The sequence below is a fragment of the Frankia sp. AgPm24 genome (assembly GCF_023243055.1).
In the GTDB taxonomy this organism is placed as follows: domain Bacteria; phylum Actinomycetota; class Actinomycetes; order Frankiales; family Frankiaceae; genus Frankia; species Frankia umida.
This window is the reverse complement of sequence record NZ_JALKFW010000164.1, coordinates 16,278-31,128: the sequence shown is the minus strand read 5'-3', so window position 1 is coordinate 31,128 and position 14,851 is coordinate 16,278. Positions and strand designations below refer to the sequence as shown.

The 14,851-nt window shown below is 68.2% G+C and carries 11 protein-coding genes; 5 read left to right on the top strand and 6 right to left on the bottom strand.

Going from position 1 to position 14,851, the window contains the following annotated elements:
- Positions 1-110 precede the first annotated feature (110 nt).
- On the top strand, positions 111-836 hold the full coding sequence (locus tag MXD61_RS09510) for a hypothetical protein (RefSeq protein ID WP_248812475.1): 726 nt from the start codon (positions 111-113) through the stop codon (positions 834-836).
- A 109-nt stretch (positions 837-945) separates the two neighbouring features.
- Positions 946-1,251, top strand: a complete 306-nt coding sequence (locus MXD61_RS09505) for a GlsB/YeaQ/YmgE family stress response membrane protein (RefSeq protein WP_248812474.1) — start codon at positions 946-948, stop codon at positions 1,249-1,251.
- Positions 1,252-1,538: 287 nt separating this feature from the next.
- On the opposite strand, the gene MXD61_RS09500 is transcribed toward MXD61_RS09505, so the two are convergent.
- The 5 genes from MXD61_RS09500 to MXD61_RS27975 form a co-directional block, all read right to left on the bottom strand.
- Positions 1,539-3,008, bottom strand: a complete 1,470-nt coding sequence (locus MXD61_RS09500) for a mechanosensitive ion channel family protein (RefSeq protein WP_248812473.1) — start codon at positions 3,006-3,008, stop codon at positions 1,539-1,541.
- A 195-nt stretch (positions 3,009-3,203) separates the two neighbouring features.
- Complete coding sequence (locus tag MXD61_RS09495; RefSeq protein ID WP_248812472.1) at positions 3,204-3,521, bottom strand: hypothetical protein; 318 nt, start codon at positions 3,519-3,521, stop codon at positions 3,204-3,206.
- 7 nt (positions 3,522-3,528) lie between these two features.
- Entirely contained in the window at positions 3,529-3,945 is a 417-nt protein-coding gene (locus tag MXD61_RS09490) for a hypothetical protein (protein WP_248812471.1), read from the bottom strand.
- Between the two features lie 283 nt (positions 3,946-4,228).
- Entirely contained in the window at positions 4,229-4,834 is a 606-nt protein-coding gene (locus tag MXD61_RS09485; protein WP_248812470.1) for a GNAT family N-acetyltransferase, read from the bottom strand.
- Between the two features lie 255 nt (positions 4,835-5,089).
- Positions 5,090-6,733: a protein kinase gene (locus tag MXD61_RS27975; protein WP_308222711.1), complete on the bottom strand. Its 1,644-nt coding sequence runs from the start codon at positions 6,731-6,733 to the stop codon at positions 5,090-5,092.
- Between the two features lie 265 nt (positions 6,734-6,998).
- On the opposite strand from MXD61_RS27975, the gene MXD61_RS09475 reads away from it, so the two are divergent.
- The 3 genes from MXD61_RS09475 (at position 6,999) to MXD61_RS09465 (ending at position 10,472) form a co-directional block, all read left to right on the top strand.
- On the top strand, positions 6,999-7,694 hold the full coding sequence (locus MXD61_RS09475; protein WP_248812469.1) for a GntR family transcriptional regulator: 696 nt from the start codon (positions 6,999-7,001) through the stop codon (positions 7,692-7,694).
- A gap of 292 nt (positions 7,695-7,986) precedes the next feature.
- Entirely contained in the window at positions 7,987-9,585 is a 1,599-nt protein-coding gene (locus MXD61_RS09470; RefSeq protein WP_248812468.1) for an NCS1 family nucleobase:cation symporter-1, read from the top strand.
- A gap of 158 nt (positions 9,586-9,743) precedes the next feature.
- Positions 9,744-10,472, top strand: a complete 729-nt coding sequence (locus tag MXD61_RS09465) for an aspartate/glutamate racemase family protein (RefSeq protein ID WP_248812467.1) — start codon at positions 9,744-9,746, stop codon at positions 10,470-10,472.
- Positions 10,473-10,921: 449 nt separating this feature from the next.
- On the opposite strand, the gene fxsT is transcribed toward MXD61_RS09465, so the two are convergent.
- Positions 10,922-14,851, bottom strand: coding sequence for an FxSxx-COOH system tetratricopeptide repeat protein (gene fxsT, locus MXD61_RS09460; RefSeq protein WP_248812466.1), 3,930 nt, complete (start codon positions 14,849-14,851; stop codon positions 10,922-10,924).

The following is a 14,851-nucleotide window of genomic DNA, read 5'->3' as shown; positions in this document are numbered from 1 at the left end:
CGTCGGCGGGCTGGGCCGCAGGCATCCCGGACGGTGCGCGCGGTGCGCGGAGCAGGCCAGGTCAGGCTAGACGTCGAGACCAGAACGACCAGATGAAGGGAACCAGGACGATGTCAGCGGACCCGAACCCGGCGACACCCGATCCCACACTGATCGCGACGCCGAACAGCTCGCGGCCCATCCCCCCGGCCGCGCCGTCGAGCGTCACCTCCGCGGCCACCTCCACCGGGGCCGGCTCGCCCGAGCCGGTGGTGCCCGCCCCCACCCCGTCGGAGGCGGCGGCCGTCATCGTCGACCCGTCATCCCCGGAGGTCGACGAGGTGGCCCCGTCCACCCCCGGCCGCTCCGCGTCGGAGTACACCGACGAACCGGATGCGGACGAGTCGACCGCGAGTGACGCCGGGGCGGAGTCCTCGGGTGAGGAGGGTACCCGCGAGCGGGTCGCCTCCGGTGCCGCCGAGGTGCGTCAGCGGGTGACCGGGGCCGCGCAGACGTTGGCGCCGCAGCTGGGTGCCGCCGCCGGACGTACCCGCGAGGCCGCGGGCAAGGTCGCCGGCACCGTGCGGGACAAGGCCGCCGACAACCCGAAGCTGGCCGCCGCGACCGCCCGTTCCATCGACGCCCGCGACCGCGCCCTCGGCACCGCCCTCGAACGGCTCGCCCAGCACCCGCAGGCCAGCGCCGCGGCGGAGAAGGCCTTCGCCACCAGCGGAAAGGCCGCCCGCTCCGCCGGTCAGCGCGCCCGCGGCAACCCGCGGGCCACCGGTGGTGTGGTGGCCGGCATCGTCCTGCTCGCCCTGGCCGGACGCCGCCGCCGCCGTCGCAAGGCCAGCTGACTCCCACACCGGGACGTGTCACGACGTCTGGGAAGAAAATTGGAATACCGCGTTTGTCACCCAGGTCGACGGGAACGAATGAACCAGTCACCTCGGCAGGGAGAATAAAATGGTCACATTCGTTGTCGTCATGATTCTGCTCGGTCTGGTCGCTGGCGCGGTTGCGCGAGTGGTTCTTCCCGGGCCCGACCCCATTGGCATTCTCGGCACCATTGTTGTCGGCATCATCGGTTCCTTCGTCGGCGGCTTTCTCGGTTACGTCCTGTTCGACAAGGACCTGGGCGAGGGTGCCCTGCAGCCGTCCGGCATCATCGGCTCGATCATCGGTGCCATCCTCGTGCTGCTGATCTGGCGGAACGTGGGCACCGGTCACAGCCGCTCGCACGGTCGCAGCCGGCGCTACGCCCGTCGGTAACCGAGCGGGTATCGGTCACGGCGGCACCGACAGGTGATCTCCGGGACTGCCGAGCACCTCTGACGGCGGTCGCGGGGCGCCCCCGGTAGGAACCAGACATGGTTCTCCCCGGTGGCTCCCGCGGCCGCCGTCAGTCATGTCCGGACTCGCCGCTGGTGCCGCGGGCAGGATGGCGACAGCGGAGACGGCACCGCCGGCACTGGTCTGCGGCGGCACGCGGTCAAGCCGGCCATCCGTGCACGGATGGCCGGCTTGTGAAGGGATTCCGCGTCAGTGGGAGCGATCGTTCAGTGGGAGCGATCGTTCGTGGGGAAGGAGTCATCGTCCGGGTCGGACGGGGCCTCACTGAAGTCGCGGGCGCGCCTGGCCGCATCGGGGTTGTCACCCGAGAACAGCGAGGCATCAGAGGCTATGTCGCCGTGGGAGTGCTGCGCCGACGGCGGGGATGAGGACGCCGGCCCACCCCGCTCGGCCTCGGCCCCGGCGCTGCCGGAGCCGTCGTGGCGATCCTGCTTGCGCAGGAGCGTGCCGATCGCACCGCCGCGACGCGCACCGTTGTGGCCGTCATGGTTGTTGTCGGTACCAGCGATCCCAGTGGCGCCGGCATACCGGCCGCTCCCCTCGCGCCGTGTGTCTGCACCGGATCGTTGACCTGGTGTACTGGCGGAGGTTCCCGGGTCGAACTCTGCCGGGTCGGAATCACGCTGTCCGAAGACGGCCGAACCGACATCCCGACCGGGGCGGCCGAACTCGACGCGGGTGCGCGGCAGGGCGCCCGGGTGGTTGCGCTGCAGCCACAGCACGAGGGCTTCCCGCACGTGGCAGCGCAGGTCGAAGGTGGTGGGGCCGTCCTTGCCGCTCACCAGCACCCGGATGCGAATGTGGTCACCGATGGCGTCGGTCACCTGCAGAACGCACACCCGTCGGTCCCACAGCTCGTTCGCCTCGAGAACCCGGTGCATCTCCGCGCGCATCTCCTCGATCGGGACCTCCCAGTCGAGATCGAGTTCGACGGCACCGAGCACCGCGGATTCCTTGCGGGTCCAGTTCTGGAAAGGGGTGGTGGTGAAGTAGGTGGAGGGAAGGATCATCCGGCGGTCGTCCCAGATGTGCACGACCACGTAGGTCAGGGTGATCTCCTCGATGCGGCCCCATTCCTCCTCGACGACCACCACGTCATCGACGCGCATCGCGTCGGTGAAGGCGATCTGCAGGCCGGCGAAGACATTGGCCAGCGATGTCTGGGCGGCCAGGCCCGCGACGATGCCGACGACTCCGGCGCTGGCGAAGATACTGGCCCCGGCGACCCGCACACTCGGGATCGTCATGAGGATCGACGCGGCGGCGATGACCGAGATGACCGCGACCGTGATCCGGCGCAGCAGACTGACCTGGGTACGTACGCGGCGGGCGTGGCGGTTGTCGACGACGTCCACCCGATAGCGCAGCAGCGCCAGTTCCTCGAACACGAACGCGAGGACCGTCACGCACCAGGCGAAGGCGGCGATCAGCAGGACGCCGCACAGGCGTGCCGATGAGGCGGTCCAGTCCTGTTCATGGGTGGTGCCCAGACTGATCTGGATCGCGATCAGGACCAGGGTGAGCCGGATCGGTCGGCGGCCGCGGTGGGCGAGGTCGGCGACGATCGCGGAATGCTGGCCGATTCGTCCGGCCACCCGGTGCAGCAGCACCGAGGCGGTCAGCGCGATGATCACCGCACCGGCCACCACGGTGAGCACGGCAATCGTGGACTGCATATCGGAAAACGAAAAATCGGGCGCGGCGCTCTCACGCACAGGCAGGCTCCTCGTCCGTCAGGGACAGTTCCCGTTCTCCCTGCCCATGAACGGTCGCCTCGATGAAGTGACAAGCGTCATAGCCCGCGACGCAGGCCCGTCGTGGGCGGCGGTGTCGCCCCGTCCGACAGTGCACGCAGGATGGAAAGATCCAGCTCATTGCGGATGCGGGCGACGATGCTGGCCCACCGTCGGGAGAACCCCGGCCGCCCCTCCAACGCCCGCCCACACCCACGAAAGCTCCGGCTCGATAGCTCCGGCTCGGTGTGCGCCCCCGGTATCCACTCGGCGGGGGCCGAGGAACCCGGACGACAGATCGTCCCGGCCACCGGTGACGACGGCGCGGGCCAGCGGTCGTGAGGTCAGCCGCACGGCCGCGGGCGCCAGCTCCAACAGTTCCTCGACCGCGTCCACGCTCACCGCCCGGGAGTGCCGCGACAGCGCGGTGCGCACCTCGCCCAGCAGGACGCTCACAGAACGCTCATGGGCCGAGCAGAACGGGGGAGACGCGCTCGGGGGTCGCCACGTCCCGCCCCCGTCGGCGCAGGACGCCGAGCCGGGCGAGCTGCCAGACGGCGGCCAGACAGGCGCAGGACCATCGGCGCTTCTCCTCCGGGCCGTTCCACAGCTCGACATCCAGGAACAGGGAGTGCTGGTACCCCGCGTTCTCCACCGGCGGCGACCAGCCGACGAGCCCGCCCATGGCCTGACGCGCGCCCATCGCGGGCGAGCGCTGACCGTTGGTCAGCCAGCCGGCCTCGGTGACCTGCGGGCGGGAACCGTCGGCGCCGAACGGCGGGTCCGCCACCAGCAGACCTTCGACCAGCTCGGCGAGCGAGCCGCCCGGTGCCCGCACCAGCCCGGACTCGCGGGCCAGATAGTCGCAGGACATCACCACACGGTCCTCGCCGGGACCGAGCAACGTAGGACAACTGGCTCGGCACCAGTCGCTCTGCGGAAGGGCACCGCGGAGCGGTTCTGCTCGAACGGCGGATTGGGAGTCGCCGCCTCATGATGCGCCCGACCCGTGTGCACATGACGGCCATCAGTCGTTTTTTGCTTGTCGATTGGTGGAGTTCCCGTATTTTTCCGATATCAGGTGGGTGGTCGCCCGGTCAGATGTTCGGCCGAGTAGGTGTTCCTGATGCGGAAAAAGTTCGGACAATGTTGCTGGCGTCGCGTCAGTCCAGCGTCGGCAGGAAGCGGTACATGACGTGGAGGTCGACGTCGCCGAGCCAGGGATGGCGATAGGCGGCGGGCAGAGTGCCGATCAGCCGAAATGCCAGTGAGCGCCACAGGGCGACCAGCTTGGGATTCACCGAGATGACCGCGTTGAGCTGGATCGCCCGGTAGCCGCGGTCGGTCGCGTACTCGATCATCTGTTCGGCGGCGAGACGGCTCGCGCTCTCCCAGTGGCCGCCGCCGCGGCCGGCCGCACCGCCCGCGCCGGGGCGGGCGCCGACACCGCCCAGGACCCGGGCCCGGTGTGGCGGGCCGCCGTGGTCGATCCACTTCGGGTCGACCAGCAGCGTGGCCTGGGCGACATGATCGCCGAGCCCGGGCAGGCTGGGAAGCAGCAGGGCGGTGGCCACCACGGTGATCCGGCCGGCGGCGTCCTCCTGCTCCATCACGAGGACGTCGGCCGGCGAGGGCAGCATCCAGGCGGCGCGGGCGGTCTGCTCGTCGGTGTCCGGTGGCCAGGGGCAGGTCTCGCCTTCGACCACGACGGCGCGCCAGACAGGCCAGATCGCATCCCAGTCCGCCGGGGACGCTCGCCGTGTCCGCACCAGTTCGATCCTGCCCGTTGACCACGTTGCCTGAGCGGCCGTGTCGCGGCGCGAGCCACCGTGTGACGGGCAGGTTCACCGTCCACCGGATCGCCGTGCCTCGCCGGGTTCTCGCGCCGATCCCCGTGCCCCACCTGCGACCTTATGCCCGACCTAGATCATCTGTCGGATTTCGGTGACGTGATGTGGTTCGCGTGGATATGCCGTTCGCGCGGCTGTCTGGTCCGTACGGGTGGTGCGGGTCGGTCCGGGGGACTACTGGCGATGGACGGCGAAGGTCGAGCATCCGGCCAGGCGCACCTGGCCCGCCAGGTCGTCCGGGCGGGTGGCGTCCGGACGCGCGGTGAAGTTGGCCATGGTGTAGCCGGGGGGCTGCTCGATCCAGCGCACACCGGTGAAGTTCAGCACCCCGTCGGCGAAGATGATGCGAGTCAGGTAGGAGCCGCGGGGCACACCGGGATTGGACGGCAGCGGGTAGAAGTCAAGCCGTGCCCACAGATCCTGGCTCGGGGTCAGAACAATACTGAGCAATAGCCCGGTCGGGCCCTGCGAACAGACGTACCCGCCGCGCCACAGGCCGGGCAGCGCGATCGGTGGTGTGGCGGCGGCGCTCGGAGTCGCCGCCACGGAGCCGCCGCCGGTCGAGGGCAGCGACGGCGACGGGCCGGGAAGCGCCGTCCCGGCAGGTACGGGCACGGCCCTCCCCGGAGCCGGCGCGGTGGCGGTGCGGGCGGTGCCGGCCCCGGGGGTGGGCTTCGCGGGCCCACCGCGGGTGAGCAGGGTCGCGACGATCGCGATGGCGAGAACACCCGCGATGGCGATCACGGCCGGAATCCACGGGCCCGACAACCACCCCGGCCGACGCCCTGGCCGTGGCACCGGCTGCCCTGGCTGTCCTGGCTGCCCTGGCTGTCCTGGTCGCGAAGCCGCCGGAGGCGAGGGGCGCGCCACGGCTGCCCCCGTGGCCGGTGGCGAAGGGTGGATGACAGGCATGGGGCCGAGGTCGGTGACCGTGCGGGGAAGGCCGGGGAGCCGCCATCGCTCGTCCAGCAGGCGTTGGGTCGCCTCGGCGGGGTCGGCCGTCGGGTCGGCGGCCGCGGGCAGAAGCTGGTGCAGCAGGTCCGTCGCGCTCGGCCGGCCACGCGGATCGGGGCGCAACGCCGCCAGCAGGACGGGCAGCAGACGGTCGGGGACGCCGGTGAGATCAGGGCGTTCCCCGATCACGCGGTACAGCAGGACCTCGGGTCGACCCAGCCCGTACGGGGGGCGTCCGGTGGCGGCGAAGGCGAGCGTCAGCGCCCAGGAACACACGTCGGTGAAAGGCCCGGTCTCACCGGCGGCGACCTGCTCGGGCGCCATGTAACCCGGACTGCCCAGCAACGAGCCCGGACTGGTCAGCGGCGTCGACTCGGCATACCAGGACACCCCGAAATCGATCACCTTGGGGCCGTCCGCGGTCAGCAGCACATTGGACGGTTTCAGATCCCGGTGCACCACGCCGACCCGGTGCATCGCCGAAAGCGCCTCCGCCAGACCCACGGCGAGGCTGTCCAGGACGCCTCCGGTCAGGGCGCCTTCGGCCTCCACCACCTCGGTCAGACTGGAACCGGCGACGTATTCGGTGGCAAGCCACGGTCGGTCGGCCTCGGGATCGGCGGCCACGACCCGCACCGTGCACACCCCGCCGACCGCCCGGGCGGCCGTCACCTCACGGCGGAAACGCTGCCGGAAATCCGGGTCGCCCGCCAATCGGGTGGCAATTCGTTTGACGGCAAGCGGTCGACCGGCGGGATCGGTGGCCAGATAGACCACGCCCATCCCCCCCGAACCAAGCCGGGCGGCAACCGGATAACCACCGATCTCCGCCGGGTCGCTGGGGCGCAGAGGCGAAACCGGCACGGTCGATCTCCTCTCCGCCAGTTCGGTCCGTCAGTTCGGTCCGTCAGTTCGGTCATTGTGTCCGGTCGGCGAACATGGCCGCACCTCTGGTCCGGTCCGCCCCGATCACGGCCGGGCTGGCCCGGTTCGCGGGGGTGGGCTGGCTCGGTGCACAAACGTGATCTGACGGCGGACGGGACGAAACAGTTCGGGGCTACAGTCCCGGACGTCCACTGCAGATCCGGCCCGCCAGCTGCCCCGGCGGATCCATCCCTGGGAGGATGGGATGCGAGTCCCCCGGCCACCGGTGACATGGGTCGCGACCCTGTCCACCGACTGGGATGGATCGGCCCGTGAGGCCATCCTCGGCGAGCTCAAGCGGGTCATCCTCGACGGCGCGGCCGCACCCGGCCTGCCCATCCCGGTCGATGAGGTCGCCGCGCGTTACCAGGTCAGCCGGATTCCCGTCCGTGAGGCGTTGATGAGCCTGGTCGGTGAGGGGCTGGTGGAGCATCGGGCCCGCGCGGGCTACACCGTCGCGGCGCTCACGCCCGCCGAGCTGCGCGAGTTCTACCTGGTGCGGGAGGCGTTGGAGGCCTCCGCGTTGGCGGCGGCCGTGCGCCGGGCCACAGCCGCGGACGACGAACGGGTCCTGGCGGCGCACGTCGCCACCGCCGCGGCGATCGAGGCCGGCGACGCCCGCGGGCACCATCGCGAGAGCCGCCGGTTCCATCTCGCGCTCGTCAACGCCGGCGCCATGCCCCGGCTGGCACGCATGTACGAATCGGCCTGGAACATGACCGAGCCCGCCCGGCCGATGGACCACGCGCCGCGCGACGTGGTCACCGCGCTCAACGAGGACCACGAGCGGATGCTCGCCGCCTTCGCGGCTCGGAACGCGCCGGCGCTGCTGGAGATCTCCCGCCTGCACCACGCCCGCCTTCGGGCCTCCCTCCCCGGCAGTCCCGGCCCCACGCCCTGACCGTCTTATCGCCCGACCGCCGGCTGCCCGCCCCGGGCCGGTCGGCCGCGATTCTGATCAGCGCAGCACGGAGCAACTCGGCCTCGACCGTCCACCAGCGGATATATCTGTCGCGTCATTCGACAGAAACATCACCACCCTACTGTCTCTCGACAGAGGCCGGCCGGTGGATTCATCTCGCCGTGACCGGAGCGGTCTGACGCCGAAGCGGGCCGCGCTTCCGGCGACCCGTCGTGTGTCTGAAAACGCCCGATCACCCGCGTGGACCGCGCAGCCATCCGAGGGAGAAACAATGAACGAGTCCGAGGCTACCGCGGCGCCGCCGCGGGACCTGCCGACAAGCAGTGGAGATATTCTCGAAGCCGCTGGCCAACCGGTCGGTTCGGGCGCGGTGAAGCCAGGTTACGATCCACGGCTTGCCAATGAGGATCTGGCTCCGCTACCCAGACAGACCTGGTCGACCTACAACATCTTCGCCTTCTGGATGTCGGATGTGCACAGCGTCGGCGGATATGTGACCGCCGGTAGCCTGTTCGCGCTCGGGCTGACCAGCTGGCAGGTCCTGGTCGCGCTTCTCGTGGGCATCACCATCGTCTATTTCTTCTGTAATCTCGTGGCCCGGCCCAGCCAGCAGGCGGCGGTGCCCTATCCGGTGGTCTGCCGGGCGTCCTTCGGTGTGCTCGGTGCCAACATCCCGGCCATCATCCGTGGGCTCATCGCCGTGGCCTGGTACGGCATCCAGACCTACCTCGCCTCGGCCGCCCTGGACGTCGTCCTGCTCAAGCTGTTCGGCGGCCTCGCTCCCTACGCGGATGTCCACCAGTACGGCTTCCTGGGCCTGCCGTTGCTCGGGTGGTGCAGCTTCGCCGCCCTGTGGGTCCTCCAGGCGGCGGTGTTCTGGACCGGCATGGAGACGATCCGCCGGTTCATCGACTTCTGCGGCCCGGCCGTCTACGTCGTGATGTTCGCCCTCACCGGCTACCTCATCTACAAGGCCGGGTGGGGTGCGATGAGCCTCAACCTCGGTGGCGAGCGCCATGGCGGCTCCACCATCTCGATCATGCTTGGTGCCATCGCCCTGGTCGTCTCCTACTTCTCCGGTCCGATGCTGAACTTCGGCGACTTCGCCCGGTACGGAAAGGACTTCGGTGCCGTCCGACGCGGCAACCTTCTTGGCCTTCCGGTGAACTTCCTGGTGTTCTCCCTGCTGGTGGTGCTCACCGCCTCACTGACAATTCCCGTCTTCGGGGAACTCATCACCGACCCGGTCCAGACCGTCGCTCGGATCGACAGCACCTTCGCCATCGTCCTTGGTGCGCTCACCTTCACCACCGCCACCATCGGCATCAACATCGTCGCGAACTTCATCTCGCCGGCGTTCGACTTCTCCAATGTCAGCCCGCAGCGCATCAGCTGGCGCGCCGGCGGCATGATCGCTGCCGTCTGCTCCGTGCTCATCACACCGTGGAACCTGTACAACAACCCGGATGTCATCCGCTACACGCTGGAAACACTGGGCGCCTTCATCGGCCCGTTGTTCGGCGTGCTCATCGCCGACTTCTACCTGATCCGTCGCCAGACCATCGTCGTGGACGACCTGTTCACCATGTCCGAGCGCGGGTCCTACTGGTACCACAAGGGTTTCAACCCCCCGGCGGTCATCGCCACGGTGGTCGGCGCCGTCATCGCGATGCTCACCGTCGTGATCCCCGGGTCGGCGATCTCGTGGATTCACACCGCCGCCCAGTACAGCTGGTTCATCGGGATGGGCCTCGGGCTCGCCGTCTACTACCTGCTCGCCCGCCGCTCCCCGGTCACCGCGACCTCCCTGGTCGCCCCGGTACCAAGCCCCCGTACCCCGCAGACCGAACCGCGGGCCGCCACCCGCTGATCGCCACCCGCTGACCGCGATGTGTGGACGGCCACCGGTCCGTGTCGTACCGGTGGCCGTCCGCTTCCACCGCGTCCGGCGTCAGATGGCCGGTGCGGCCCCTGGCCCCGGACCGGTGCTCCGGCCTCCTTCGGATCTCCCTGGACGGTTGCCGCGCCATGCTCATCCGGGTCATCAACCCGAACACGACCGAGATCATGACCAGCCTGATCGGCAGGTCGGCCCGCCTCGCCGCCGGGCCGGGGGTGCGGATCGAGGCCGTCACCCCGGCGATGGGACCGGCCTCGATCGAGAGCCACTACGACGAGGCGCTCAGCGTGCCGGGCATTCTGCGCGAGATCGCCACCGGCGAGGCCGACGGCGCGGCCGGCTATGTGATCGCCTGCTTCGGAGACCCGGGTGTCGACGCGGCCCGCGAGGTGGCCACCGGCCCGGTGCTCGGCATCGCCGAGGCGGCGATGCGCGCCGCGGCCACCCTCGGCCGGGCGTTCAGCGTCGTCACCACCCTGGACCGCACCCGTGGCCGGGCCTGGGACCTGGTCGACCGGTACGGGTTGCGGTCGGTCTGCCGCGGCGTGCGCGCCTGCGAGATCGCGGTCCTGGACCTCGAGGCCGACCCGACCGCACCGGCCCGCATTCTCGCCGAGTGCCGAGCGGCACGTGATCACGACGGCGCCGACGTGATCGTGCTCGGCTGTGCCGGCATGGCCGACCTGTGTACCTCTCTGTCGGCCGATCTCGAGATTCCGGTAATCGACGGCGTCTCGGTGGCCACGGCGATGGTCGCCGGTCTCGCCGGCCTCGGTCTGCGCACCAGCGGCCGCGGTGAGTACGCCCCACCACCGGCCAAGCCCTACACCGGCCCGCTGCGGACCTTCGGCGCCTGAGCGCGCTGGCTGCCGTGGCACACGGGTGTGGTTGAACAGTCGTTGATGGCCAGAACGATCCGAGCGCTTACCGTGACGCTGTCAGAAGAGCGGACCCGGTCGTGGCGTGTCGAGCCGTGTTGCAGAGAGTGATAATCTGCCCAGTCCGCACCCGACCATTACGTGCCTCGGGGGATGGGCCGTAGGCTGCAGCACACATCGGCCGTCCGGCCGGAGTTGGAGGGGAAGCGAGTTATGGTCGCCGGGTATCAGGCATTCGAGTCGGATGTGCCAGATCTTTCCCAGATGGACCTTGCTCAGCTCCAGGATCACTCTAATCCGCGGATACGTCGCGCGCTGGCCGTGCTGCACCGGGCGGCGGAGAGCCCGTTTGGCGCCCTGGCCGGATTCAACTCGGTCATCGAGCGCTCCGCGGACAGGGATGGCGACAGCTTCGAATCCTAGCCGGACTATGCCGGCGGAGAATCTATCTCAAAATCAACTCGCTCTCCATCGAGGATTTTTGCGATCGTCGGATGGTCGGCGCCGAGCATGCTCGTAAGCTCCTCGAGAAGACCGCTGCTGCTGCTGCTGATGTTGTTGTTGCTCCCGGTGTCTCCTCCAAGTGCGGCGGCGCGGTGTGCCATAGCTACCAGCGTACGCGGGTGCTCGAATCCAAGGTGGATCTGTAGCGATTTTTCCACGAGGCTGTCGAGCTCGTTTCTTTCGCTGGTCCTACCGAGATCGACGTAGCAGTTGGCGAGGTTCGTGATGCCGTAGTAGATGAACGGGTGGCCCTGGGGAAGCGATACTCGAAGATCGTCAACCAGCTGTTCGGCCAGGGCCGCGGCTGCCGTCGCGTCGTCATTCCGGCGTCGGGCGACCACCAGGGCGTTGGCTGCTCCAAGGGTGTCAAGGCTGTCGGAGCCCAGCTGGCTCCGCGCCTGCTGATATGTTTCCTCGGCCAGGCTGCGGGCGACGGCGCTTTCCTCCGCCAGACAGAGGTCGTAGACAAGGCTCACCGCGGTGGCGAGCGTCTCCCGGTGATCATATCCGTGAAGTACGCGAAATTCTTCCAGGGTCTCCTCGGAAATCTGGCGAGCCGCCCTTTCGTGTCCGCACCATCGTAGCGATACGGCATAGTTACGCATGGTTCTGAGCGTGTCCGAATAGTTTTCCCCGATCCTTGACCTGCATTCCTCCCAGGCTTCCTGGAGTACGTTCATGGAATCTCTGTACCGACCGCACTCGCGTAGATCCCTGGCATAGCTGTCGGCATACTGCAAAATATCGACGCCCTTGTACTGCGGCTGCTGCCAGGTGCGATCATGAATGTCCCGGCTCAGTTCGAGGGCCCGTGGGAACTCGCCGACGAAGCGAAGCGAAACGGCCAGGTTGTTCGCAGCCTTTATGCCATCGTCATGGTCAAGAAGATTTTTGACTCTAAAACGCTCGTAGGTCTGCTCGTCGAGCGAGCGTGCCTGCTGGTACTCGCGTTTCCCACGGAGATCACCGCCGAGGGCCCGCGCTGCCCGCAACGACAGTTCGTGATCTCGGCCCAGACCACGCACCAGCCCGCTACGAGCAGCTTCGTCCAGCTGGTAGGCCTGTTCCGGTTCACCGAGGGCGCGTAGGTTGTCTGCAAGATCCAGGGCGATCTGAAGTGTCCGCCAGTCGTCCTCACCGAAGCGGTCGCGCCAGACTGTGAGAGCCTCGCTCGCGAGGTCCCGACTGCTGCTGAAGCGCCGTTGGGTATACAGGCTGCGTACCAGGTTGCGGATCAGTCCGATCACCATGGGAGAGGGTGAGCGAACCGCACGTGAGGCCAGGATGTGGGGGTGCAGGCGTGTGTAGCCGGGCCAGGCCTTTGGCTCGTCGGGGTCCGCCGGGTCCGCGGCGGCCAAGAGAGCATGGACACGGCCGCGAACGTCGGACCGTCGCTGCGGAGTGAGATCATCACGTAGCACGGCCTGCACCAGGCGGTGCATCTCCAGGCAAGGTTCGCCATCCTTCTGCACTAGCCGGACCAGGGCGTGTTCGGTCACATGGCGAACAGCGATCTCCAACGTGGCCACGTCCCGCAGCGCCTGATCCTCTGGATCCGAAAGATCAGGAGGATTGTCACTGCCGGCGAAGATCTGGAGGCTGATCGGCTCCGGGCCGAGAAAAGCGCACAGCTGCGCCAGTCGTGCGGCTACCGGCTGTTGTTCGCGTAGCCGCTCGACCGAGAGCAGCCAGGTGAGCGCGACCGGTCTGGGGTAGGTGGGGATCTCCCCTTCCAACAACAGCGGACGTGGGCTGCGTTTGAGGTGCTGGAGATAGGCGTGCGCGGATATTCCGCTCCCGGCATGCCAGGCGCCGGCGTGTTCCAACGCGAGGGGCAGATCGCCCAGGGCATCAGCGAGCTGATCCGCGATCTGCTCGGTGAGCGATGACGCTCGGCGGCACAGCATTGCGATGCTCTCGGCGCGGCTGAAAACCCCGATCTCCAACCGCGTCTGCCGACCCTGCCAGCGCTGGTTCCGGGACGTGATGAGCACATGGCCTGGGCCGTGTGGCAACAGGTCGACGATATCGTCCGGATTATCAGCGTTATCGAAGATCAGGAGCCAACGTCTGTACGGTACGCCCCGCCGAAGTGCATTGAGTACGTCCGCGACGGCGTCGCGCCCGGGTCTTTCCGGCAGGTGCAGCTGATCGGCCAAGGCGGCCAGACTGCCGCGTATCAGAGCTGGCTGGTCGCAGCCGACCCAGTAGACCAGGTCGTAGGAGACATCGAATCGGTAGGCGTACTCGACGGCGATCTGGGTCTTGCCCACACCGCCGAGGCCCTGAAGAACCAGGGTGCGTGTCGGTGCCGCCCCCGCTCCAACGAAACGCTCCCGCAGCTCGGCCAGTTGGCTCTCACGGCCCATGAAGGCAGGGTTGCGGGCGGGAACATCAGTCCAGATCTGTGGCGGCGCACCGGGGAAACGGACGGTCGACGCGGGTCTGACCGTCGAGGCGGCCGGGACACGCTCGGTGGGTCGGCCAACCATTGTGAGCAGTGCCCGCCGCGCCGATGCCTCGTCGAGGCCGGCGAGTTCGGCTGGATCGAGGCCCTCGAACTCGGCGGGTAGTTCGACCTCCTGCACCCGGACCGCGAGTGGCTGGCGGGCGACATCGGTATCAGGGATACGACTGGCCGCTGTAGGGCGAGCAGCTCCAGCGGCGAAACTCACATACGCGGGTGAAAGTATGACAATGGTCCGGGATCCGGCGTTGTCCGCAGCTGCCTGCCGGCCGTTCTCCTGATCTACGGGAATCTCAAGAGTGATGGCGAAACCTGTCGCCGCGAGTTCCTCGCCGATCCAATCCGCCCAGCTGCGGTCGCGCGCGGCGTAGCGCACCCGCATCTGCGTCGGAACGGCGAGCTGCTGGCGTTCGAATCGGGCAAGGTGGCGTCGGCGCTGATGTTCGTCCTGTTGGGGTAGTTCGCAGACCTCGCCGTCAGTGAGATGCGAGGCCAGACGCTCGTAGGCCGCCAGAAGCGTGTCCTTCTGATGCGGACGGTCCCCGAAGACAGCGAGTATCTCCTCGTAGGAGTAATACGGTTTGTAGGGAATCTCGACGTCTCCCCAGTACCGTTCACGTTCGTCGAGATCCATGCCGCGAAGGTAAGGTGCAAAAGTAGCGCGGGCCACGTCGCGGCCCCGTTCGAGCTTCGCCCGCTCGCTGTCCTCCACTCGCATCGGAACCGGGAGGATACGGATTCTCCGGTCGTTTTCCAGTGCCGCGATCGATCGGGCCACCGCGACCGCACCCTCTATGCTCTGGCTGCTCAGAGTAAAACAGTTGACCACGATGTCGGGTAGCTGCATCGTGCAGATTCCGGCTGTGTCGCTGAAGCCGGTCCTACTGTCGATCAAAATCCAGTCGTAGGAGCTTCGCATGCTCTCAGCGAGAGCATCGATGAAATCTGCGCCGCCGTGCTCCTCGTAGAAGGTGGTCCAGTCGAATGCGCTGAGCCGTCGGGAGTAGGCGGCGTCGTGCTGCCCGGAGCACACGAAGTCGATCGTGCCTCCGTCGGGAAAATCCCAGTTCAGGGACTCTGCGTAGGGAGTGATCGAGCTGACCTGCGCCAGCCAGTCCTCCTCATCGGTTCTAGGCGGTGACAGCGCCGCCGCGGTGAAGCTCCAGATCAGGTCCATCACGCCACGGGTCGATCGCAGCTGTGGGTCCTGGAGGAAAGGATGGAAGTAACGCTGTAGTCCGGGTGCCTCAAGATCCCAGTCGACGACGAGTACGCGACGGCCTCTGCTGGACAGCAACCAGGCGATATTGGCGAGCGCCATCGATCGGCCAGTGCCACCTTTGTAGGAGTAGAAGGTGACGATGCGGCCCGCTGGTCTGCCCGGCAT